Source organism: Limosilactobacillus portuensis, assembly GCF_028607025.1.
Taxonomy (GTDB): Bacteria; Bacillota; Bacilli; order Lactobacillales; family Lactobacillaceae; genus Limosilactobacillus; species Limosilactobacillus portuensis.
In genome coordinates, this window is sequence record NZ_CP117296.1 from 187,948 (window position 1) to 212,929 (window position 24,982).

At 41.1% G+C, this 24,982-nt stretch carries 13 protein-coding genes and 1 pseudogene; 11 read left to right on the forward strand and 3 right to left on the reverse strand.

The features are described from left to right. The first annotated feature begins 150 nt into the window (after positions 1 to 150). The 4 genes from PRK60_RS00860 (at position 151) to PRK60_RS00875 (ending at position 14,870) form a co-directional block, all read left to right on the forward strand. A complete protein-coding gene (locus PRK60_RS00860) occupies positions 151 to 783 on the forward strand; it encodes a GyrI-like domain-containing protein (protein ID WP_102168232.1) in 633 nt (210 codons plus the stop codon). 58 nt (positions 784 to 841) lie between these two features. Further along, entirely contained in the window at positions 842 to 1,765 is a 924-nt protein-coding gene (glsA, locus tag PRK60_RS00865; protein ID WP_102168231.1) for a glutaminase A, read from the forward strand. Between the two features lie 439 nt (positions 1,766 to 2,204). Further along, complete coding sequence (locus tag PRK60_RS00870; RefSeq protein ID WP_273646137.1) at positions 2,205 to 3,350, forward strand: KxYKxGKxW signal peptide domain-containing protein; 1,146 nt, start codon at positions 2,205 to 2,207, stop codon at positions 3,348 to 3,350. Positions 3,351 to 3,362: 12 nt separating this feature from the next. Further along, a complete protein-coding gene (locus PRK60_RS00875; RefSeq protein WP_273646138.1) occupies positions 3,363 to 14,870 on the forward strand; it encodes an MBG domain-containing protein in 11,508 nt (3,835 codons plus the stop codon). 137 nt (positions 14,871 to 15,007) lie between these two features. Here the strand turns inward: PRK60_RS00875 and PRK60_RS00880 are convergent, their stop codons facing one another. Continuing rightward, positions 15,008 to 16,423 carry a Na+/H+ antiporter NhaC family protein gene (locus tag PRK60_RS00880; protein WP_273646139.1) on the reverse strand — a complete coding sequence of 472 codons (1,416 nt, stop codon included), beginning with the start codon at positions 16,421 to 16,423 and terminating at the stop codon, positions 15,008 to 15,010. A 500-nt stretch (positions 16,424 to 16,923) separates the two neighbouring features. Here PRK60_RS00880 and PRK60_RS00885 point away from each other — a divergent pair, with 500 nt between their 5' ends. After that, complete coding sequence (locus PRK60_RS00885) at positions 16,924 to 17,451, forward strand: GNAT family N-acetyltransferase (RefSeq protein WP_102168228.1); 528 nt, start codon at positions 16,924 to 16,926, stop codon at positions 17,449 to 17,451. 35 nt (positions 17,452 to 17,486) lie between these two features. Continuing rightward, complete coding sequence (locus PRK60_RS00890; RefSeq protein ID WP_270512512.1) at positions 17,487 to 17,609, forward strand: hypothetical protein; 123 nt, start codon at positions 17,487 to 17,489, stop codon at positions 17,607 to 17,609. 220 nt (positions 17,610 to 17,829) lie between these two features. Here the strand turns inward: PRK60_RS00890 and PRK60_RS00895 are convergent, their stop codons facing one another. Continuing rightward, positions 17,830 to 19,035 (reverse strand): IS110 family RNA-guided transposase, encoded by a 1,206-nt coding sequence (locus PRK60_RS00895; protein WP_273646140.1) that lies wholly within the window; start codon positions 19,033 to 19,035, stop codon positions 17,830 to 17,832. A 248-nt stretch (positions 19,036 to 19,283) separates the two neighbouring features. Beyond that, positions 19,284 to 20,210, reverse strand: coding sequence for a magnesium transporter CorA family protein (locus PRK60_RS00900; RefSeq protein ID WP_273646141.1), 927 nt, complete (start codon positions 20,208 to 20,210; stop codon positions 19,284 to 19,286). 242 nt (positions 20,211 to 20,452) lie between these two features. Between PRK60_RS00900 and PRK60_RS00905 the strand changes: the two genes are divergently transcribed. From PRK60_RS00905 to PRK60_RS00925, 5 genes and pseudogenes are all read left to right on the forward strand, one after another. Continuing rightward, positions 20,453 to 20,905 carry a MarR family winged helix-turn-helix transcriptional regulator gene (locus PRK60_RS00905; RefSeq protein ID WP_102168226.1) on the forward strand — a complete coding sequence of 151 codons (453 nt, stop codon included), beginning with the start codon at positions 20,453 to 20,455 and terminating at the stop codon, positions 20,903 to 20,905. 18 nt (positions 20,906 to 20,923) lie between these two features. Further along, entirely contained in the window at positions 20,924 to 21,643 is a 720-nt protein-coding gene (locus PRK60_RS00910) for a B3/B4 domain-containing protein (protein ID WP_102168225.1), read from the forward strand. Positions 21,644 to 21,734: 91 nt separating this feature from the next. Then, the gene (gene glyA, locus PRK60_RS00915; RefSeq protein ID WP_102168224.1) at positions 21,735 to 22,973 is read left to right on the forward strand and encodes a serine hydroxymethyltransferase; all 1,239 of its coding nucleotides are present in this window, start codon (positions 21,735 to 21,737) and stop codon (positions 22,971 to 22,973) included. Between the two features lie 117 nt (positions 22,974 to 23,090). Then, positions 23,091 to 24,131, forward strand: a pseudogene (locus tag PRK60_RS00920) (zinc-binding dehydrogenase). Between the two features lie 105 nt (positions 24,132 to 24,236). Continuing rightward, a complete protein-coding gene (locus tag PRK60_RS00925) occupies positions 24,237 to 24,917 on the forward strand; it encodes a matrixin family metalloprotease (protein WP_102168222.1) in 681 nt (226 codons plus the stop codon). Positions 24,918 to 24,982: the final 65 nt, after the last annotated feature.

Below are 24,982 nucleotides of genomic sequence, written 5' to 3' on the forward strand. Positions count from 1 at the left end.
CTTTTTTGTTGCACTTCAGTCCAGTAAACGGTATTGGGTATTTTTTATTAACCTTGAAGATATAAACAGATATAAAACTTGAGCTAAGATATAAACAGATATAAAATGCAACTCAAAATATAAACAGCTATAAAACTAGGGGATGAACCAATGGCATACGACTTTAAAAAAGAACAAAAAGAACTATATCGTCCAGGAAAACGACCAGCAATAATAAAGGTTCCGCCAATGAATTACCTTGCAGTTCAAGGGAAAGGTGATCCAAACGCCGAAAATGGTGAATACAGTCAAGCACTGCAACTCCTCTATGGGATTGCCTACACAATTAAGATGAGCAAGAAGGGTGATTATCAAATTCCCGGCTACTTTGACTTTGTTGTTCCGCCACTGGAAGGGATGTGGTGGCAGCCGGGAATCAAGGGCGTTGATTATCAGCATAAGGAGCAATTTAACTTCATTTCGTTGATCCGGATGCCGGACTTTGTTACTCCTGAGATCTTTGATTGGGCGGTAAAGACGGCTACTGAAAAGAAGCAGACTGACTTCTCTAAAGTTGAGTTGCGTTCCGTTGATGAAGGCTTGTGCGTTCAAGCGTTGCACGTTGGCGCATATGATGACGAACCAGCTACCGTTGAAAAACTGCATGAGTTTATTACTAACAACGACCTTCAGCTAGATATTAATGATCACCGTCACCACCATGAGATTTACCTATCTGATCCGCGGCGCACTAAACCGGCTAACCTAAAAACCGTTCTTCGCTTGCCAGTGAGAAAACAATAGTAATCGAATGATTTTGGTGTATGATAATTAATAAAATTTGCAGGATGAAGGTGATTAAATGGCGTTAAATTTAAATGATGCGATCCAGGCGTGTTGGAAACGGATCGATGAGGGACAAGTAGCAACCTATATCCCCGCTTTAGCAAAGGTCGATCCTTACCAGTTAGGGGTGTGTCTCTATGATGTCGATAGTGGAAAGAAAAACTGTGCTGGCGCTGCCAATGTTCGCTTTGCGATTGAGAGTGTCTCTAAAGTAATCACTCTCCTTTATGCGATTGAACGATTAGGGCTCGCCAAAGTAGAAGAGCAGGTAGGCACCCGGCAGACTGGCTTTGCCTTTGACACGATTTTGAACATGGAGATCACTAAGGAAACTAAGCCGCTAAACCCGTTTGTTAATAGTGGTGCGATCTTGGTTTCATCACTGATTGAAGAGGAGGATCATCGTTCACCGTTTGACCAGATCCTTGATTTTACTCGAGAAATTTGTCATGATCCGCAAGTTACTCTAAATGAAGAAATCTATCAATCTGAATTACGAACAGGAGATATGAATCGCTCGCTTGCATATTACTTAAAGGCCAAAGAAACCCTGGCAAATGATGTGACCACTAGTCTTGAGACCTACTTTAAACAGTGTTCAATGATGGTTACCTGTGAAAGTTTGGCTAATTTAGGCGCGGTTCTTGCTAATGACGGAATTGCTCCCTGGAGTGGCGAACGTTTAATTTCAAGTGATGCCGCGACCTATGCTAAATCGGTAATGATGACAACAGGATTATATAATGAATCAGGAACCTATTCGGTTAAGATTGGAATTCCAACCAAGAGTGGTGTCGGTGGGGGCCTAGTTGCTAGTGCACCAAAGTATGGGATCGGAATTTTTAGTCCAGCACTTGATCCGGCTGGTAATAGCGTTGCTGGACTAGCACTGTTGGAAATGATTAGTCGGGAATTAAAACTTGATATTTTTAATTATTAAGAAAGACTTCATTTACGGTCTCGTTGTTACATTCTCACTGCCGAGTAGCTATTTTATTAAATCTCAATTAATGGATTGATTCCGATATTCAACCGGAGTCAATCTTTAATTTTTGATTTGGTAGAAATTTACGTTAACATCGCTGATACTAAATTATTTTATTTTTCATTTAAACCTTTTGATATATAGTATAGATAACGATAATTAAAAATTAGTTCATGGTATAATCTATATGTAGACAGATGGCTTCTATTTGACTTTTATTACTAAATAACCTGCCGTTGAAAAATCATGTTAATCAAGGTTATTTAGAGCCTTAAGTGGTTAGTTGTAAGATCGTAGTCTTAATTTTAAACTGAGTTAAGTATGATAAGTGGAATTGCAGTATAATTAGAAAATAGATATTAAAACGCGAATAAATAGAGGGAAGGAAGATATTATGGGGAGAAACAACCAGCGAAGAAAAACAAATATCGAACAACGAAACTTCAAATTATATAAGCATAAGAAGCAATGGATGACCGCGTGTGCAACCTTCTTACTGACTTTTGGCGCAACCGCGGTAATGAACGTTAGCGCAAGTGCTAATACCGATAATATTAGTAACGGGAATAGTACGCCTAAAAATGCTGAAGTAGTTAAAGCGGCTTTAACGAATGAGGAGCAGTCTAACAATGCTCAGCAAGTTAATGAAATGCCCGCTGACTCTAAGAAACAGACTGCCACCGCTTCAACAGCCGATCAATCAACAGCTAAGCAAACGACAGCCGTAAAGGATCGTCAAGAACAAACCGTCGCTACCCAGCCAAGTGAATCAGTAAATTCCTCTAAGGATACTAATCACTCCGCAACAGTTGCTACCTCTCCTGTTTCCTCCGCAACCCACCCAACAAGCTCTGCTGACACTGCTCAGAGTAACGGTGAACAGTCAGAGTCAACGGTTGTTACATCTCAGACTACCCCTGGTAAGGCGGCAGAAACAAACCAGGCTGATAATAAAGATGCTGAGACGACTACACCTAAATCTGGTAGTACTGCTTCTCAGAAAGCTAACCCTGTCACTCCTCATGCTGCTTCAACTGAAAACATTGCACCGGACCCTTATACTATGGATGGCGATAGCCAAGAACCTCCATATGTAATTGCGGGGACTAACTTAACCGACCTTGCTTCAAAGTTTCTGAAAAATGGTGATGCCTTGCTTCAAAGTGGTGCAAAAATTTCTTGGGTGGGGGATGTGCCAACTCCAACTCAACAGGACGCAGGTTCAACAATAAGCGGGACCATTAAAGTGACGTATGCAGATGGTACAAGTGTTGATGTGCCGATTGAATCTATGGTTGAACCACAATCTCAACTTCAGCCAAATACTTTTTACTATGTAAATAAGCTTGGTGATACTCCAGACTTTAATACGGCTGATGCGAATGGCAATGATTTATCTACGATTCTTTACAATCAACTTGTAGGTGATCCCAGCGCCTTTTCTTACAAGGTGTTAGGGACGGTTGATACGAGTGAAGTTGGAATTCATTGGGCTAACGTTCAAGTTACAGATAACAATACCTTTAATAGTGCTATATAAGATTCTCCAAAAGTGATTGGTGGCCCTTACGTTGTTCAGATCCCGTATGTGGTTCAAGGATTAAAGCTCCGTGATGATATTCAAGTTGATGCTAGTGGCAATCCGATAATTAATGCACAGCTCTCAACAATGCCGGAATCAACGTTTAATACGCCAACAACGCCGCAGCTTGCTTTTGATCCTACTGGTACTAACAATACATCTCAAGGATTATGGGGACAATATTTCTACCAAGACTATGCTTTAGCTTATGCCTTAGGGATTAAAGTATCAGCAAGTAATTGGACTGCACCAACTGATTTAGTCAATACTAAGACCAATCATTTCACGATGACTTTTAGTAAGCTGCCCAATGCTACCCAGCAAGAAGTTGCAGTAAACTACGTTGCAAGTCCTGAAGCTGATGATATATATATCTATAATGCAACAAACAGAAATTACATGACTGCAAGCGGGCTTAACAAAACTAAAATTGGCGAACTGCTTGCTGATGGCTATCTTAATGACAAAGTTTGGGTAACGTTAGCCGATGGCACTAAGGTTTATGCTTCTAAACTTAGTTTTATTGACAACGGTCAAAGATTTTCTATTAATGGTACAAGAACAGGTAAGTACAATATTAATTTCAATGCTAGCTTTGATCAAACTAGTCCTAATGGTCAACCACTGATTTTTGCAAATAGTAACTTCGATGCAACAAGTACGGAGTTTAACAACGATTTAAATAAGTGGTATCAAAAGACTAACAACTCAACTGTTGCTAATTATGCTGTAGAGACACCTGCAACATGGGATAGTGTTTCAACTACGGGGATCGCTTTAGCGCCATCAATGAAAGCAAAAGAAGAACCTTACGACCAAGAACTGACCAATGGCCCATTTACTTTTGATAATAATGCACTTGGAGAATTGGTTAGAAATCCAAGTGCTCCTAAAGAAGTACATGACAAGCTACCTACTTGGCCGGTCAATATGCAGCCTAACCCAATTCTGGATAATAATACAAAGTGGCCAGAAGGTACTAAATTTGATTGGGCTGGTAATGATGGCAGTAAAGAATTAACTTTTGATAAGGCTGGTGAAAGCAGGACTGGGAATGTAACGATTACACTTCCTGGTGGTTCATCATACACGGTTAAAGACATCACAGTCATTTCGAAAGCAAATGTGATGGCAAAGAGTGAAACTGTTGACTGTGGGACCACTCTGACAGCATCAGATTTAGTAACTAATAAGGATGTTTTCCCAGAAGGTACTACTTATCAATTTGTGGATGGTTCAGAACCAACCTGGGGGACAGCTGGTTCATATAATAATGTTAAAATCACGGCTACTTATCCTGGACCGGATGGTAAGTCAGTCACTACTGACGTGGCTAATTGTGCCGTTGCAATTAATGATGCACGCAGCATTACTGTATTAGCTGGTAGTGATGCTCCTTCAGTTGATAGTATTTTGAACTTGCCAAGTAATTGGGAAGAACATACTGCATCTTGGACTACCCCGATTAACACTAGTTCAACTAATCAAGGTGTCATTACCGTTCACTATACTACCAGTGGCCTTGATCAGATTATTAAAGTTTACGTTTCGGTAATTCCAAAGCAGACAGCTGTTGACGGACAAAAATTCTTCACTAACGGCAAGCTTTATAACGGTCAAACTGGCAGTATTGCCAACGGAACAACTACTAGCACGGTCTTAACTTCAAACGGTACTAAGGAAGTTTCTTATAGTGCTTACAATAAGAGTGGCAATCCAGGTCAGCAAACCACTTTCACCCAAGGCACCGACAGTTATCAGCCAAACTATACTATTTCCGGCTTGCAAACCAATGCTGATGGCTTAGTGAGTGGCCCGCAAACTGCTACCATTCGCGTTACTGTTCCAAATGGTACGCTTGGTGCTCAATATGATGCAGATGGTAATTATTATTACTACGAACTGAATGCCAACGTTAATGTTGCGCAAAAGGTGACGTTTGAATTTGTAGACCAATACAACAATAATGCGGTTGTCGGGCAAACTTATTCTCAAGAATTTATCCCTGGTGCTCAAACTAACCTTAACTTTAATATGACCATTCCAACTGATCCAGAAGGCTATGGATATGAACTAGCAAAAGGTACGTCAATTCCAAGCCAATACACTCTGCCTGCTTATACGCAAACTCCAGTTGTTGTACAAGTGCCAATCCACCAAAAGATGCACTTTAATATCAGGTTCCATGATGAAGATTCAAACACTGATTTAGGGACAGTGGATATATCCGGATTCACTGCTGGAAATGGAGGATATGATCCGAACGCTACAGCACATTTGAAATTACCAAAAGGTGCAAGCGTAGGTAATTATTATTCGGTTTCAACTTCTGGTGTTCCCAAAGGTGTTACCTTAATGGGCTCTTCCTGGACCCCATTGACTAATCCTGATGCTACTTGGTATATTCCAAACTATAAGTGGGAGAAGACTGAGGCTGTTGAAAAGGCATTAACTGGTACAACGATGACTATTAATCTTAAGCACAAGATTAATACTACTCAAGAGCAACAAACGCGGACTGCGACAGTTAACTATGTCAAAGCTAAAGTTAATGCTGATGGTACCTACACCCAAGATGGTAATGTTACACAATCAGCAGTTCTTGATGTCTGTTACAGCCGTAATAAATATGAAGATCAGGTTACTAAGAAAATAACTTATTCTCCATGGCTCTGGGACACTAACCAAGGTCAAAATGGTTATCATGTAGTATCTGGCAAGTGGACAAGTCTGCCAACAAGTTGGGGAGCAGTTGTGGCGGATGTCCCAACTGTAGATGGTTATACTGCTGCTGTAATTACTGATAAGTCTGGTAAACCGGCAAATGAGTTTGTTTACCCAACTTGGAATACTACTGGTGCAGATGGTAATACAGATCCAGCTCAAGCTTCGCAAGCATACACTAAAGACACTACCGCATATGAAGCTCAGCCTGTTCATACTGTTTTGTATATTCCAGTTCAAACTGAGGCTAGAACAATAACCGCTAAATTTATCATCGCTGGTGGTGACAAAGATGGTCAAGATTTTGCTCCAGCTTCTCAAGTACAAATCTTTTACAATCGAATTGGTAGCTTAAACATTGACAATAACATCATTACTTATGGTAATTGGCAATGGGATAACGCCGCTGGTAATTCAAACACTCCTGGATTTAAAGTGCTTTCTGGATCGTGGAGTCTTCCTACAGAACCAAATCAAAGCTGGAGTGTAAATACTCCTAGCGCTGGTTCAGATTATGTAATGGCTAAGATTAATTCTGCAGGTTCCTATACTACCAATACTTTTGGAGCTCCAGCTTATAATTCAAATACTACTTTTACTAATTCAACTGCAAATCAATGGTTTATGCGGAATGAATTAACCACGTACTATGTTCCTAAATCTTTAGTAAATAAGACAGTAACTCGTACAATTACAATTACTGAACCGGGAGAAGCAACTCGAACTTTTTCTACTGACACAGTTGTGTTAAATCGTCCAGTAAAGGTTAACAATGATGATACCGGTGTAGTCTTTGCCGGTTTTGATGGAAGTGGCTGGAATACTCAAAGTTGGATGGCAATAACCAATTTACCAGCTCATGAAGGCTATACTATGTCTGCGACTAAAACAGTTAATGGCGTTACTACCCCAATTCAGTTAGTTAATGGCCAAGTTCCAGCTGAAACAGTAACCGATGCTACACAAGACACGACTATTAATATCACTTGGGGCGCTGTAGCTACAGCAACCTTAACGGGTAATGGCGAAAGCACGTATAATGGACAAGCAATTACTAATGGTGAACTTAATAAAGGTTTGAAAGTAACCATTACCGGACCTACTGCAGGTTCAGGCACTTATACTTTGCAAAATGGTGATGTTGAGTTTTCAATTGACGGCACGACTTGGTCAACCAACATGCCAATTAATGCTGGCAAGTACCAAGTTCGGTTAACCACGCAAGGTGAAAATGGGATCAAGAACCAGTTCGGTAACAACAGTATTGTCTGGACTAATGATGGTCAATCAACAATTACCAGTAACGCAACTTACACGATTAACAAACTTGATAGTGCTGCGACAATGGCTAATGCCCAAACTGGCAATTACGAGATAACCTACAATGGTGCGGCTCCAAGCGCAATTGATCCAGCTAAGTTCCAATTTACGGCTATTGTGAATGGTCAAAGCGTTGTCTTAGATGCAACTGGCTTAACTTCAGCTGACTTTGATTGGGCTGATGGTGTAGCTCCAGTAAACGTTGGTACTTACCAAGTTAAGTTAAACGCAGCTGGTTTAGCACAACTGCAAAAAAATAATCCGAACTTTACTTTAACTAATGCTGGCAATGGTACTTTCACTATTAATCAAGCGAATGCGTCAGCTACTTTATCTGGTAATGGCACGAGTCCATACAATGGTAATGCTGTTACAGTTGATGAGTTGAATGTTAGCGATGATCATAACAACATTACTTTGACCTTGCATTATCCAAAAGATGGCAACGCAGATTACTCAACTACGGTTAAGTTAAACGCAGGCGACTTTACTTGGAATACACCAAATGGTCAAGCTCCAGTCAATGCAAGCAGTCAAGCTTACACAATTACCATTAATTCAGCAGCTATCCAAAAGATCATTGAAGATGCTGTTGGTACTGGTCAAAACGGTGTAAGTAATGTGAAGTTTGCCAATGGTGCAATTACTGGCACTGCAAACTACACGATTACGCCATTAAATACTGATGCTACCTTGGCTAACCTTAGTGAAGGCAATTACACTAAAGTCTATGACGCACAAGCTACTAACCAGATTGATCCATCTAAGTTCCAAGTTACTGTGATGGTTAATGGCAAGAAGGTAACGCTGGATACTCAATCATTTACTGGCAACAGCTATGAATGGGTTGATGCTAACGGTAATGCGTTAACTGAAAATCCAAAGAATGTTGGTACTTACTACGTTAAATTAACCGATGCAGCATTTAGTGCTCTACAAGCTCAAAATCCAAACTTTAAATTGGCTAACACTGGTTTAGGTGTTTACACCATTACGCCAGCTGAAGCTACTGGAACTTTAAATGGTTCTAATAGTAAGGTTTATGACGGCCAAGCAATTAGCGATGCTCAGCTTAACTCAAATGGTGAGATCAAGGTAAGTCTTAACTTTCCAGGGGTAAATGGTCAAACTTACACGTTGAAGCAAGGCGACTACACGATCAGCGGTAACGCGACTGATGCTGGTAATTACACCATCACTTTGACCCAAGCAGGGATTACTAATGTTGGAAACTACATCAAGTCACTAGCTGGTAGTGGTCAAAATGATCAAAGCAATGTCCAATTTGCAAGTGACGCAATTAGTGGACAAGCTAGTTTTGAAATTACCCCTTCCGCTAATGTAATTAGTGTCAGTGGTACACAAACTGAAACTTACAATGGCTCTCCAATTAACGTTGTTTACAACGCTAACGGCAACAACAGTGTAGTAGTTTCAATTGCTAAAGCTGATGGCAATACTAGTGGTGCATTGGCAAGCTTGACGAACGTAACCCTTGATTCAGGTGACTTTACAGTCGTTAATGGTCCAGCTGAGAATGCTGGTAGCTATGCGGTTCAGTTAACTGAAGCTGGATTGGCTAAAATTCAAAAAGTACTTGGTGAGAATTACAGCATTAGTCTTGGCAATACAACTGGTAAATTGGTTGTTAATAAGTACAAAGCAAGTGCCGAATTTAGTGGCAATCCAGAATACACTTATACTGGTACTCCAGTAAGTAGTGATGATTATCTAGGTCAATACTCAATTAAATTGAATGAACCAAACAATCCAACTTACAAGTTGGTTGCTGGCGATATTGAATTTAATGTTAATGGTACTTGGACAACTGAGACTCCAGTGAATGCTGATCAATACCAGGTTCGTTTATCGCAACAAGGCTGGAATAATATCAAGGCCATTAATAGCGCCAATGTTGAGTGGTCGGCCACTGCATCTGCAGGAACTGGTACTTACACCATTAACCAAGCTAAAGTGACTACTGACCTTAGTGGTAATAATTCAATGATCTACAATGGTTCAGCTGTAACTACTGGTGATTTGTATACTAAGGGTTCAACAATTAAGGTTGCAATTGACGGTACCGGAATTGCTAACTTGCCGGCTACTTTTACTCTGAGCGAGGGTGACTATACTTGGAATACAGCTGATGGTAGCGCACCAAAAGATGCTGGTAATTACACTATTAAGTTGACTGAAGCAGGGATTAACCATATTCAAGCCCAAATTAACCAAGCTGTTGGTCAAGGCAACGTTGCTCTAACTACAACTGCTGATAAGGCAGGAACTGCTAGTTTTGAAATTAAACAAGCAGTGGCTTCAAATGTCCAATTATATGGTAATGAACAATCAACATATAATGGTCAAGCAGTTGTCTTTGATCCAACCAATAGTGAAACGGCTAAGAATTTTGGCTTCCACAATGTTGAAAACTTAACCCTTCCTATCTTGTCTACAAGTGACTTCACTTGGTACGATGCTCAGGGTAACGAGATTTCTGCGCCAACTAATGCAGGAACTTACTACTTGAAGTTGAATGCTGCTGGTGAACAGGCATTTGCTAAGGCCAACCCTAACTATACCTTTGAAGATCAGGGTAAGAGCACAATTAGCGGACAAATTACTTATGTAGTAAACCCGGCCGAGCTTGTAATTGGGGTTGCTGGTAGTGCTTCGAAGGTATTTGATGATAAAAATGCAGCAATTACGCAAGATCAGATTAATAAGGGCGATATTAAGCTGGTCTGGGGCAATTCAGATACTGAGCCTACTGACTTAGGTAAGTTCAATTTGACGCCAGATGATCTTGAAGTAGTAGATGCTCAAGGTAACCCAGCGCTTCATGCTAATGCTGGTATTGGTGTCGATGGGAACCCTATTAAGGGCACACCTTATGTTGTTCGTTTAACTGTTAGTGGTCTTGAAAAGATTAAGCAATTAACGGGTGCAAGTAACTACACAATTAGTCAAGCAGCTAAGAGTGGGGAATACTTCATTTATGAACATAAGGCAGAATTAACCTTAACTGGTAACCAGACCACGGTTTATGGAACTGCAATGCCATTTGATCCAGGTGCATATGAACTAGACTTTACTAATTGGTTGAATACTGAGAAGCCAGTTCCAAATCTTACTTGGAAAGACGGTAAGCTTTTAAATAATGGAAAAGATACTGGACTTACCTGGGATGCTGGTGACTTATATGTTGACGGCTACCCAGATGGCGGTGTGCCAACTAATGTCGGGACTTATCGTGTCAAGATTTCTAAGCAATTGACTGATAAACTGCGTCAGTTGTTCCCAGACTATGACTTCTCGGGCAATGTTGGTAAAACTACTACTACTGATAGCAATGGCATTCTTAGTGAAAAAGATGTGGTGGAGCCTAGTCATACGCCAGCTTCCTATGTCATTACGCCAGCGCAAACTACAGTCACGATTAATGGTGCTGAGCATATTAAATATGGTGAAAATGCAACTATTAATTACGGTGGCAATAACGGCTACTCAATTTCAATCACTGCTCCAGTTCATAATGGTAGCGTAGATAATGACGCTGAGCAAATATACACCGATGTAACTTTGAGTGATGGCGATCTTGAATTTGTGAATGAACCAGGTGCTGTTGGTTATTATCAGGTTAAGTTATCAGCACAAGGTTTAAAGAAGCTGCAAGATTTAACTGGTTCAAGTAACTATGATTGGACTCAAGCAACTAGTGCACGAGCAAACTTCTATGTCAATCAAATGCCAGTGACGATTGCCGTTTCAGGTCAATCAAGTGTTGATTATGGTAGCCCAGAATGGCTGGACGTAATTGGTAAGAATCCAGCTGGCTACACTTTGACGGTTATAACTGAAAATGGCACGGCTTTAAATTACACTGCTAAAGACGGTGACTTAGTATTTAACCAAACTCCAGGCAATGTCGGTACTTACCAAGTTGAACTGTCTGCACAAGGTTTAATTAACATCGAAAATGCCCTTGGCACTAACTATGCATATCCTCAAGTAGCCGCTGATGTAACTACGAAAGGCACGCTTACAGTTAACCAAGGTGCGGTTACGGTTACCCTTAATGGTAATGATGGCAAGACTTATGACGCTAATGAGGCCCTGCCAAGTAACCTTGATTTAAGTAAATACAATGTTACTTACTCAGTTCCTGTTTACTCAGCAGACGGTAAGGTTCAAACTCTTACATTGACAGCTGACGATTTACAAATTGTTGGTAACGCTACAAATGTTGGTACTTATCAAGTTGAATTATCACCAACAGGTCAAGCAAAACTTGAACAGTTAACTGGTAATAACGGCGCTAACTACAAGTGGACGTTTGCTACAAATGCTGACTACAAGATTACGGCGGCAACTGCTAAAGCTGAACTTAGTGGCTCCAATGAAAAGACTTTTGATGGTTCAGCGGTAACTACTGTACAAATTAACAGCAATGGTCAAATCTTAGTTCACTTCACTTACCCAGGCGCGAACGCTCAAAGTACTTATACCTTACAAGCGGGTAATTACACTTGGAATACTAGTGATGGTAAGGCACCGACAACTGTTGGTAGCTACACGATCACTTTGAACAAGCAAGCAATCTTAACGCACTTACAGACAGTGCTTGGTAAGCAGGCAGGTAGCGGAAACGTAACGATCTCTGCCGATAGTTTATCAGGACAAGCTAGCTTTAAGATCACACCAAAGCAAATTAGCAATGTCACTATTTCCGGCAGTGATCAAAGCAAGACTTACAATGGTCAAGCAGCTGATCTTGATGTCAATGGCTTAACGCTTTCTGCCAAGGGGACATTAACTGATACTCCATTAGTAAATCCTGGCATTACTGCTAGTGACTTTGACTGGTACGATGCAGATGGTAATAAGCTTGATGCTGCTCCAGTTAATGTGGGTACCTATAAAGCTCGCTTGAAGGCAAGTACGTTAGCTGCATTGCAAAAGGCAAATCCAAACTACACGTTTAGTTCAGTTAGTGGCGTAATCAACTACACGATTAACCCGGCTGCTGCTACTGTAACAATTGGTGGTAGTGATAGTCGCACTTACAATGGTCAGACTACTTCAATTGCTGATGTAGTAAATGACGTAACTTTGAATTCAACTGGTTTAGTTTCAGGGCAACACCTTAATACAGCTGGTATTACGGCTAATAGTTATGGCTGGTATACTAAGGATAGTAATGGTAACTACCATGCAATGACTGGTGATCCGGTTAACGCTGGTACTTACTACTTGAGATTGACTGATAGTGCAATTAGTCAACTTCAAAAGGACAATCCAAATTACAAGTTTGCCGATAATGCAATTGGTGGCGAGTTTACCTACACAATTAATGCTGTTGCCGGTCAAGCAACGCTTAGTGGTCAAGCTTCAAAGACTTATGACGGTCAGGCGGTAACGACTGCTGATGTAGACAGTACTAACGGCAATATCATTGTTCACTTCACCTTCCCAGGTTCTAACGCTCAAAGTACTTATACTTTGCAAGCTGGCGACTATATTTGGGAAAATGATCAAGATCCAGTGAATGTCGGTACTTATACATTGAAGTTGAGCGATAGCGGATTAGCTCATTTACAAGCAGCACTAGATAAGTATGCAGGCAATGGCAACGTAACGCTTAGTGCTAAGGATCTGTTAGGATCAGCTAAGTTTACTATTAATCAAAAGCCTCTTGATGTAACTTTGGATAACCAAGCAGGCACTTTGCCGGGTAAGACTTATGATGGTCAAGCCGGTTCAATTAATCCAAGCGATGCTAACTTTACGGCTAGTGGCTTAGTTGCAGGTCAAACGCTTAATACTACTGGTTTAACTGCCGATGACTTTGAGTGGGTTGACGAAAATGGTAAGCAAATTGCTGCACCAACTAATGCTGGTACTTACTACGTTGCCTTAAATAAGGCTGGTTTAGAAAAACTGCAGAGCAACAATCCAAACTATGCAGTTTTTGAAAGTGGCCGGTTCAAATACGTAATTAGTCCGGCTGAAGCTAACGTTACAATTACTGGTAGTCAGGAAAGTACTGAAGCTAAGATTGATGGTGCAAACTTCAAAGTTAACGTTCCAAGTGGTATTACAGTTCCAGCAGGGATGGCTTATCAGTTTGCTAGTGGAACTACTCCAGATCAATCGGGCGTTTACTTAATCAGTTTGACGCCAGACAGCTTAACTGCTCTTAAAAAAGCAAATCCAAACTATAAGTTGAAGATTTCTTCAACTGCTGAATTCACGTTAGACGCAACCTTGAAGATTGTGTTTGAAGACACTCAAGATGGCAATAAGCAGGTTGGTAAGACGATTACGGAGACTGGTGTTGCAGGCTCGACTATTGATGATCTGGGCTTAGTTGTTCCAGAAAATTATGAGCTGGCTCCAGACCAAACGTTACCTACGAGCTATACCTTCACGAAAGCCTTGAATCAAAACTTGTACATTAAGTTAGTTCATAAGACTGCGGAGATTAATCCGCTTGACCCAGCAACTAATCCAGATCCAAAGAATCCAAATTGGTTCAAGGATAATGGGTTGGTTAAGGACGTAACGAGAACGATTAATTACGAAGGATTGAGCCCTGAACAATTAGCTCAGATTCCAGCAGATCAAAAGCAACAAACTGTTGAATTCACGAGAACGGCTAAGTACGATTTAGTTACTGGCAAGATCGTTGCTAAGAGTGAAGGTGCTTGGACAGCGGTTGATGGCAAAGATACTTTTGCCGGATTTACCCCAAAGGCCTTTGCTGGATATACAGTAAGTCCTACTTCTGTACCAGACGTTACTGTTACTAGTGAATCTCCAGACATTACAATTACGATTACCTACAAGCCGGTGGTAACCCCACCTGTAACGGAAGACGCCACTGAAATTGTTCAGTTTGTTGACCAGGCAACGGGTAAGGTAGTTGATAGTCAACTTTACAAGGGTAAACTTAATCAAACGCAGCCGGTAAGCCTTAAGCTACCAGCGGGTTACAAACTGGCAAAGGGGCAAAGTCTCCCAACACAGATTGTAATCAGCAATGGTAAAATAACGATTTATGTAGAGGCTGAGGGTTCTGATCAGCCAGTAAATCCAGATAATCCAGATCACCCAGTAAATCCAGATCATCCGGTAACACCGGATCACCCAGAAAACCCTGGTCAGCCGACTACTCCAGATCAGCCTGCTCAACCTGGTAATTCAGGTGAGAATAGTACTGTTCCGGCGGTGAATGACCACGTTCCTGGCCACATTGCTAATGATCAATCGCTTTCTTCTCAGATCGCTCACCATGTCAATGGAACTACCCAGGCTCGTCAATTACCACAAACTGGTAATGGAGAAAACGAAAAGGCATCTACACTTGGATTCCTCTTCGCGGGTCTTGCAAGTATCTTTGGCTTGGCTGGATACAGAAAGAAGAAACACTAAAATTTAGGCTAGGGTTTATATCCCTTCAAAAATAAACGCCTCCTAGTATTCGTTAATCCGAGTACTAGGAGGTGCTTTTTATATCTTAATTTTATTATTTTTAATAAATAACATGTCTATATCGTTGAATATAAGTATTACTGTTCGGGAATGGCAACCCCCTGCTTCTGGGGAACCTTGACTAACATTCCGGCAACTACCGTAAAGATTGTTACTAAGAAGGGGAAGAAGGCCCAAGGAATAAACTGAAGCGGGTTAACCTGCAGGGTCGTTGCAATAAAGACGCCGGAAACACTCCAGGGAACAATTGCGTTGACCGCGGCTCCAGCATCATTAAGGATCCGAGTTAGATCAACCCGCTTTAGACCAAGCCGATCAAATGATGGTAAGAATGATTGTCCAGGAAGGATGATTGCCAGGTAGTGCTCACCAACCATGAGGTTAACGCCGATACAAGTGATTGCCGTTGCGAGTGATACCCGACCAGGAGTTTTAACGATTCCGGTAAGGTGGTTAATAATCGTGCTGATAATATTGAACTTGATCAGGAGACCACCGAGGGCAAGAGCAAAGACAATTAAAGCTAATGAAGTCAGCATACTGGCGATTCCACCCTTGGAAAGCAGGGTATCAATGGTCTTGTTCCCGGTATGGGAGACGAACCCGGTCATAATTGTCTTAGTGATTAAGGAAATATTCGTACTTGGAGCGTGCAACCATCCAAGGACAATGGCAAAGAGTGAGCCGAAACCGAGTGACGGAATTGCCGGAACCTGGAAAATAGCTAGAATAACCAGGAGCAGGACTGGGAGTAATGCCCATCCGGAGATCCAGAAGCCATTAGCGAGTCCATTCATCATTTGATGAACCGTATTCAGGCTGACATTTTTAGAATTCCAGCCAAGAAATGTGTAAAGGATTAAGCAGATTGCCCAAGCAGGAATATCAGTCGTTAATAACGATTGGATATGCTTGTAAATACTAATTTTACCGACACTCGCAGCGAGGTTAGTGGTCCCGGAAAGCGGGGAAATATTAGAACCGCAGAAGGCACCGGAAACGATTACCCCGGCGGTGAGACCGGGATTAATTTGTAATGTAGCACCGATCCCGATAAAGGCAATCCCCATTGTGGAAACGGTCGTAAATGAACTTCCGCAAGCAACCCCGACTAGGGTACAGACGATAAAGACGGTTGGTAAGAAGAATTTAACCGAGATGATTTTAAAGCCAAAGTACATGATTGTGGGGATGGTTCCAGAAAAGATCCAGGTGGCAATCAGGACCCCAAGTGACAGGAAAATTACTAGCGGGTCAACCCCGGTACGTAGTCCTTCACGCATCCCGTCCATTACGGTTTGCCATTTAAAGCCTCTGAGGTGACCGTAAAGTGCCAATACCATAAATGATATAAAAAGTGGTGCTTGTGGTTCTTGCTTCTTAACAATAATTAGGTAACCGAGAATGCATAGAATCCCAACGAGGACGAGGATGCTTTCCCCAAAGCTAAACTGGGGTTCGGTATTGTCATTCTTTTTCTTCAATAAACTCATTATTTTTCTCCCTTTCAATCTAAAAAGCCACTAACTAGCAGACAAGCAATGCTCAACCTAGGTTAGTGGCTTTTTAAGAAAGATGAGATAATCCTAATGACCACCATTGCTAGACGACACCTAGCAATGGTACACATTAAATACAACCATGCTGAGGTGCGAACAAGCTTGTCCGCACCATTACAATGCAGACATTAAAGCTGACGAGCATAGTTATAATGCTTAGTATTTAATGTGTGAGTAGTCATATTATTATTCCCCTTCGTTAAATGATGTTTTTATTAAAACATTCTCATTTTAATTTGTCAATTCTTAATTTTAAATTATTGAATTAAACCGTTGTCAAAAGTCTTTTCTTTTTCTAAAGAATAGTTGTAGAGACAGTAACTTCACATATTCTTCACAGCTTTCATGCTATACTGCGAATATTGAAATGATGAATTATATTCTCATTTTTACTAGTCAGAATACGTGGCCATACTGGAAAGAAGGGATGAATAATGGCAACTTACATTCGTCGAGCACAAGAAGCGGATTTATTTAAGGTTGAAGCTCTGATTGAAGACGCAAAACAGGTATTAAAGCTCCATGATAACCCGCAATGGCAGGATGGGCATCCTGAGTTAGCAACTCTTAAGAATGATATCCAAAATGGTAATAACTGGTTATTGATTGATGATGATCATATTGTTGGCACCGCGGTTCTTCAGTTTCAAGCCGAACAAAGTTATGATGAAATTACCGCAGGACAATGGGAGAACCCAGATGAACCATATGCAATTATTCATCGGTTAACAATTGATCGGCGAGTAAGCGACCAACATTTAGGTAAATTATTTTTAGCTAATCTTATCTCGGTAGGAATTCTCCAGGGGATTCGCAATTTCCGTTATGATACGCATTTAAAGAATATTCCAATGCAAAAGCTGGGCGAAAAGATGGGATTCGTTAAGCGGGGAGTCGTCTATATTAAAGATCAAACCGATCCGAAGCATTTAGCTTATGAACTACAGTTAAGTGATCGGTAGCCGTTAACAAGAGAATAGTAAAGGAGCTGAATAGTATGCGTAAATGGCAACAGAATTTAGTCCGTTCGGCAATGGTTCTCATTGTTCAGACGGTTGCTACTAAAGTAGTTTATCGCTTGTTTAACCAGTCAGCTAGCCGTAGAAGCCGGACTAAGTAAGCAACAGAATTATAATATTTGGCCGATCTACTTCTTTCTACGCTTAGTCAAGTGGGATTACCGACATTAATTGTTTTAGTGTTGGTAATCCCACTTTTCTTTAATTTAAATTTAGTAATTGAATGCGTGCAAAGTTGATCTGGAGCCACGACAAAAAAGCCCAATGTTAATGCTGATTTAAACAGTGGACTGAACTTGATCCTATATCCAATTCTGCTGGTTATCCTTTAGTAGCTAAGGAGTAATCATAGAATTGGTTATTGATGACGAGATGATAAATTGTTCGAATTAGTCGGTGAATTGCCGCGATTGCGATCTTTTTAGTTCCATACTGCCCAGCGTCCATTTTTCGTCGCTGGTAGTAATCATTAATATGGTTAGGGTGATAATGAGCTGCTGAAGCAATGTTTTGAATTGCCTTAAAGAGGATCTTCCTGGCAACCGTATTCCCCCGTTTACTAATATGATCGTTTGCGACATAGTCACCAGATTCATAATGACGTAGATCAATCCCGATGAAAGCATTTAGCGCGTTACTATTGCGAAAACGCCGAATATCACCAAGTTCACCGATTAAAGAAACAACGGTTCGGGCGCCTAATCCAGGAATGCTAAGGAGTTTATTATATTCGGGTAATTCCCTCGCCAGCGCGGTCATTTGTTCAATGATCTTGCTTTTAAGCTTGGTTTCCTCCTGAATTTGACTTACCAGATGATTAACTTGCAGGTAGACAGGTGAATCATCATCAACTGCTGAATACGAGAGGCGAGCCGCTGAATAAAGGCTATGAGCAATCTGTTCAGCACGGGCTTTGGAAATGTTTTTATGGGTTCCTTTAAGGATGCTATCAACGACTTCATCAAAAGTGCATTCTCTAGTAACCCGAGTTGCTTGAGAGAATTGACTAACTACCGACCAGTACAGTTCATTATTAGTATTACTTAATACGTGTTCGATCTCAGGAAAGACAAGCTGGAGTGATCGATGAAGGCGGTTCTTGTGAGTTGCGACGTCTTTACAGACTTCTTGATAAAATCGGCTGAAATCCATTAGCTTACGGTAAGTTGGGCTGATCTTGTAAGTAATTGCCCGGTTCATGATAAATTGTGTTTCGGCAAGGTGCCGGGCGTCATTACGATCAGTTTTATACGGTCGAAGACCATCAAGCTGCTTCTTTGCAACTAGCGGGTTGAGGCAGGTATAGTCCTGATCAAGATCATCAAGGAAGCGCTGAAGCCGTCGTGAATAAACACCTGTTGCCTCAAAAACAACCTCGGGATTGCTAAAAGATTGCAGAGCTTCTTCTAGCTTTTTGAAGCCATCACGATTTAACGGAAGCTTCATTTCCCTAAACATTGCTTGATCAATAACAATCGCCACACTAAATGTATCCTTACTAACATCAATTCCAAATACGCATCGCATTCTTTTTCATCTCTTCATGAAGTTCAATCGTTCCTTCCATTTCTAATTTTCTGTACACGACTTTGAAGCCAGCAGACTCAAAACAGATTATGGAAAGAAAGTGAAGTTGCCACTTTTTATTCCGACATCGAGTGTCAAAGTACTTTTCGACATGTCAACTTCGAATAACTACTTTCTAAAACAAAAAAGCAGTGAAATTCTTAATCCGTCGATTAAAAATTTCACTACTAATCTTAGTCTGTTTTTATTTAACTATAACTCTTTCTTTTGAGGTAAATTGCAATGATAATTGCCAAGCTTACCGAAATAGTGACGGTAAACCAAAAGCCAAACTGAGTATTTTTCCACGGGAGTCCACCAACATTCATTCCCATGAATCCAGAAACTAATGCTGCCGTTGCAATTACTAGTCCAGCTGAGTCAAGAAATTTCATCAGATTATTTAAGCTGGAATTCATCATTTCGGTAAATAAGCCGCTAATCGAGTCAAGAAGATCACGAAAAATATGAATTGTTTTAGCAAGCCGCCGCTGTTGAATGTCTGATTCAAAACAAAGGGCCTTTTGATGAATGGTTTCTAATAGTGGATTTTTAATAAAGGCGGTAATTGTTTCTGACTGATCATTCATGGTGTGCTCAAAGAAAACTAATTTTCTGGTTAGGTTAGTTAATGATCTTAGTTCATCATTGTTGAATGATTTTTGGGCAGCAGCATCAAGGCGGTCGATTTCCGGTTTATATTTTAAGAGAGCGTTCATTAGGTTTTGCTGGCATTTTAAGAGATAGCCTGTAATGAAATCAATAATTTGTGACTTCCTTTCGGCAAGCTGTCGTTGGCAAGTTTCGTCATTATCCGTGCAAACGATTAAGGTATCCTGATTAAAAATCATAATGGCGGGAGTTAGCTGGTTTTCAATTTTTTCTGGTTCGGTAATAAAATCATAGACTACCAAAATATGTCCTTCTGGAAGAGCATTGCTGATAAGCGGGTGGTAACGTGAAACCTCTTCGGGAGATGAGCAATAATCAAACGTTAGGGGATCGAGATCAAAGGTACGACAAACTTGGCGAAGTTCTTTTTTACTCGCTCGTGTAAGCAAAATCAAATTACAGTCTTTGAGGTTTACAGGAGATTTTTCTGAGCTATAAGTCGAAAGCTGGTATTTTGTTAACATGGGTCACCTCACAATAATTATTGGAAACATTATAGTTTGATTCTAGCATAACCTTGCGTTTAACGAGCTTTAGCTATTAAAAGTTAATGGACTTCTTACCAGTTTATGAATCTCTTTAACTTTGTTCAGGGATGCAGGAGTTTATTCCAAAATTACTGCGAATTAGGTAAGATAATTTTTAATTTTTTTGTTGCATTTGCAATAAAAATAAATATAATAGAAAAGGTAAGGAGATATTTATCATGATTGACATTTTGCGTGAGGTGGGAATGATTGAGCGAGCGCTTGATTCAATTTCCAACATTGAATTTAAGGACATTAACTTATCTAATCTGCAATTTCTTTATGTGGTACGGATTTATGAGCACCCCGGAATCATCGCTGAGCAACTTGCTAATCTGATAAAGGTCGATCGGACAACCCTTGCCCGTGCTGTACGTCGCCTAGAAAAACAGGGTTATGTTTATCGAGAAAACGATCCAGATAATAAGAAGATTAAGCACCTTTACGTTACCGAAAAGGGGAAAGAGATCTATCCATTTATTATCCGAGAGAATTCGCATTCTAATGAGGTGGCTTTGAAAGGCTTTACTTCAGAAGAAGCGCAACAGGTTCATGATTACTTGGTGCGAATTCGTCAAAACATTGATGCTGATTGGAAGTTCGTCAAGCATGGCGGCAAGCGAGAATACTAATCAAAGGAGCGATTTAAGATGGATCAAGTAACAGTCGATCAAGGCTTCTGGGATCTTTTCCCAGATGCTCAAGTAAATATTTTGTACGCAGACGGGATCAATAACCACGATAACGACGAGAACGTTGCGGAACGACGGAAATTACTCCACAACGCGACCGAAGAAGCGCAGAAGTTTTTAACAAACGAAACTTTCCGGTTGAACCCGGTAATTGATCAATGGCGTCAGGCTTACCAACAATTTAAGAAAAAGAAGGGTGCGCGTTCATCAGTTGAAGCATTGTTAAAGCGAGCAAATCAAGGACGAACTTTTGAACCAATTAACCCGTTAGTTGATATTTACAACAGTGTTTCAATGACTTATGGCGTTCCTGTAGGGATTGAAGATCGGGATAAGATTGCTGGAAACATGCACCTTGGAATTGCAAAGGGCGGTGAGGCGTTCGATTCAGTTGGTGATGGGAAGAACGAGCCAGCCCTTGAAGGTGAAGTCCTCTGGTACGATAACGATGGTGCGGTTTGTCGTTGCTTGAATTGGCGTGACGGTGAACGGACGATGCTGACTGAGGAGTCACAAAATGTAGTTGCCGTAATTGAATCAGTTAACGCTGAACAAATCAAACGCGCTAACGAAGCAATAGAAGAATTAAGTAAGTTAATCAACCATTACTTTGGTGTTGAATCAAGTCAGGTATTCCACCTTACTAAGGACAACCCAACAGCAGTGGTCCCAAAGTAATTAATTTAAGTAAGACTAGGAATGTTCCTGGTCTTTTTTTGATATAATCAATTTAGTAATGTTGTGTTGAAACGATTAAGGAGTGATCTTGATGGAGTATGCAGGAAAGTCACCAGAATTATGGGCAGCAATAAAAAATGAAGAACAGCGACAACAGGAAACAATTGAGCTGATCGCTTCCGAAAACATTGTTTCTAAGGAAGTACGAGAAGCTCAGGGATCAGTATTAACTAATAAGTATGCGGAAGGGTACCCGGGCAAGCGGTACTATGGTGGTTGCCAATACATTGATCAAGTTGAACAATTAGCAATTGATTACGCAAAGAAACTTTTCGGTGCTGAATACGCGAATGTTCAACCCCACTCCGGTTCACAAGCCAATATGGCAGTTTATCAGGCACTCCTTAAACCAGGAGATAAGATCCTTGGAATGGGAATGGATGCTGGTGGTCATTTAACCCATGGCGCAAAGGTAAACTTTTCGGGGAAAGTTTATGAATCATATAGCTACGGCTTAAACCCGACAACGGAAGAACTTGATTTTGATCAAATCGAACAATTAGCGTTGGAAATTAATCCGCGCTTGATCGTAGCTGGAGCTTCTGCTTATAGTAAAATTATTGATTGGCAAAAATTCCGTAAAATTGCGGATGAAGTTGGCGCATACTTAATGGTTGATATGGCGCATATTGCTGGGCTGGTAGCCACAGGTGCTCATCCTAGTCCGGTACCGGTTGCGGATGTGGTAACAACGACTACTCACAAAACTCTTCGTGGCCCTCGTGGTGGAATGATCCTTTCTAAGTCGTTAGAAATTGGCAAGAAGATTAACTCGGCACTTTTCCCTGGAACTCAGGGTGGCCCGCTGGAACACGTCATTGCCGGAAAAGCTCAGGCATTTTATGAGGACCTTCAGCCACAATTTACCGACTACATTAACCAGGTTGTCAAAAATGCCGCAGCAATGGCTGATGAATTTAATCAGTCTGACACAATTAGGGTTGTATCTGGTGGCACTGATAACCACCTAATGGTAATTGACATTACTAAAACCGGTATTACCGGTAAGGATGCTCAAGACTTGTTGGATGAGGTTCACATTACAACGAATAAGGAATCAATTCCCAACGATCAGCGCAGTCCGTTTGTGACGAGTGGTTTGCGGATTGGAACTCCAGCGGTAACTAGTCGCGGATTTAAGGAAGCCGATGTTCGTCAAGTAGCCGATTTGATTATTCAATTGCTGGAACATGCTGATGATGAAGCGGTCAAGGAAGAAGTTGCCCAGCAGGTTCATGAGTTAACTAGTAAGTACCCAATTGAGGAATAATTAAGGCAAAACTATTCTGTAAACGAATAGTTAGTGATAGAAAGAAAGCATTTTCATTTGTGGCGCTTTTTCCTTATAATAAAGGGGAATGTTATTGCAAGGAAAGGAGTCCTCAAAATGAAAAAGGCATTTTTTGCTAAAGCAGGACAAATGGAATTAAAGGACGTCGAAAAACCAACAGTTCAAGCGGCCGACGATGTAATTTTAAAGATCGTGCGGACTTGTGTTTGTGGGTCAGACCTCTGGAACTTCCGGGGAATTAACCCGCTCAAGGGTGGCGAAGAAAACTCTGGTCACGAAGCTTTAGGAATTGTTGAAGAAGTCGGGGATGACATTACTACGGTTAAGCCCGGCGACTTTGTAATTGCTCCATTTACTCATGGCTGTGGTCAATGCGCTGCTTGTCGTGCGGGATTCGACGGCTCATGTGAAGCTCACGCTGATAACTTTAGTAATGGTGTTCAAGGAGAATACTACCGCTTCCAGCATGGGCAATGGTCTCTTGTTAAGGTTCCTGGTCAACCAAGCGATTACAGTGAAGGAATGCTGAAGTCGCTGTTGACCCTTGCTGATGTAATGGCTACTGGTTATCATGCCGCACGAGTTGCCAACGTTAATAATGGTGATACTGTTGTTGTTATGGGTGACGGTGCCGTTGGTCTTTGTGCAATCATCGCTGCTAAGATGCGTGGCGCTAAGAAGATCATTTCTACCAGTCGACACGCAGATCGGGAAGCCTTAGCGAAGGAATTCGGGGCAACTGATAACGTTGCGGAGCGTGGTGATGAAGCTGTTAAGAAGATCATGGAATTGACTCATGGTGACGGTGCTGATGCTGTTCTTGAATGTGTTGGGACTGAACAATCAACAGACACGGCGATGAAAGTTGGCCGACCAGGTGCCATTGTTGGTCGGGTTGGTCTGCCACACACTCCAAAATAAGATATGACTACCCCATTCTACAAGAACACGATTGTTGCTGGTGGTCCGGCTTCAGTTACTACTTATGATAAGGCTGTTCTTCTTAAAGCCGTTCTCGATGGTGAGATTAACCCTGGTAAGGTCTTCACTAAGACGTTTACCCTTGACCAAATTCAGGATGCATATAAGGCAATGGATGACCGTCAAGTTATTAAGTCTTACGTTGTAATTGACTAAGTAAATTAAATAATTCAACCGTCCTTTAATTCGTCAGTTCATTATCCTTGACGAATTGAAGGACGATTTTTTAAATTAAGGACGAATATGAAAGGAGGGGTGAAGATGCGTCGTTATTTTTTATTGTTATTGACGCTAATAACAGTTGGTTTAGTTACTCAGCCGGCTAGTGCTGATGATAATAATTCATCACTACCGACAAGCTATTTCAACCAGGATGCTGAAGATACTAGCACAAACGATTTTAGCTTTAATGATTCTGATCAAACGCCAAACAACCAGAAACTAGCAATCCCTCAGAATACCCCAACACCCCTTGAAGGGATCAGGTGGCGGAAACGGACGATCCTGATCTATATGCGGACGACTGATCCCCAATTAAAAGCCGCTTTTCGCGGTGCGGTTAAGAAGTGGAACCAGGTTAAGGTGATTAAACTTAAGTGGACGAAGAATGAGGACAAAGCCAATATCATTGCCACGGATAGTGACCTCTCGGCTCATACCAGCAATAATGGGGTCGGTTACCAGACAGCCCAGCTAGGAGAAACCAAGACAGAGTACAATCCTGATACCCATGAATTACACAAGGCGACATCGATCCTTGACCCTTACCAACTAGACTATACTAACCCAGAATTTCGGAGTGAGGTTGCCCAACATGAACTGGGACATGCCTTAGGGTTAGCCCACGCTCCGGAATATGCGCATAGTGTCATGGTACCGCGGAACATTCGTAACGGAATTACCAAGCAGGATCGGAAAAGCATTTGCCTCCTTTATCAATGAGTTTTTATTGTTGACAAATGTAAACAATGATTTACAATAGAATTATAAATTACATTTGTAAACGA

Bases quoted from the DNA above. Each gene is read 5' to 3' on its own strand.
- PRK60_RS00860 (WP_102168232.1), top strand. From the start codon at position 151: ATGGCATACGACTTTAAAAAAGAACAAAAAGAACTATATCGTCCAGGA.
- glsA (WP_102168231.1), top strand. From the start codon at position 842: ATGGCGTTAAATTTAAATGATGCGATCCAGGCGTGTTGGAAACGGATC.
- PRK60_RS00870 (WP_273646137.1), top strand. From the start codon at position 2,205: ATGGGGAGAAACAACCAGCGAAGAAAAACAAATATCGAACAACGAAAC.
- PRK60_RS00880 (WP_273646139.1), bottom strand. From the start codon at position 16,423: ATGAGTTTATTGAAGAAAAAGAATGACAATACCGAACCCCAGTTTAGC.
- PRK60_RS00885 (WP_102168228.1), top strand. From the start codon at position 16,924: ATGGCAACTTACATTCGTCGAGCACAAGAAGCGGATTTATTTAAGGTT.
- PRK60_RS00890 (WP_270512512.1), top strand. From the start codon at position 17,487: ATGCGTAAATGGCAACAGAATTTAGTCCGTTCGGCAATGGTTCTCATT.
- PRK60_RS00895 (WP_273646140.1), bottom strand. From the start codon at position 19,035: ATGCGATGCGTATTTGGAATTGATGTTAGTAAGGATACATTTAGTGTG.
- PRK60_RS00900 (WP_273646141.1), bottom strand. From the start codon at position 20,210: ATGTTAACAAAATACCAGCTTTCGACTTATAGCTCAGAAAAATCTCCT.
- PRK60_RS00905 (WP_102168226.1), top strand. From the start codon at position 20,453: ATGATTGACATTTTGCGTGAGGTGGGAATGATTGAGCGAGCGCTTGAT.
- PRK60_RS00910 (WP_102168225.1), top strand. From the start codon at position 20,924: ATGGATCAAGTAACAGTCGATCAAGGCTTCTGGGATCTTTTCCCAGAT.
- glyA (WP_102168224.1), top strand. From the start codon at position 21,735: ATGGAGTATGCAGGAAAGTCACCAGAATTATGGGCAGCAATAAAAAAT.
- PRK60_RS00925 (WP_102168222.1), top strand. From the start codon at position 24,237: ATGCGTCGTTATTTTTTATTGTTATTGACGCTAATAACAGTTGGTTTA.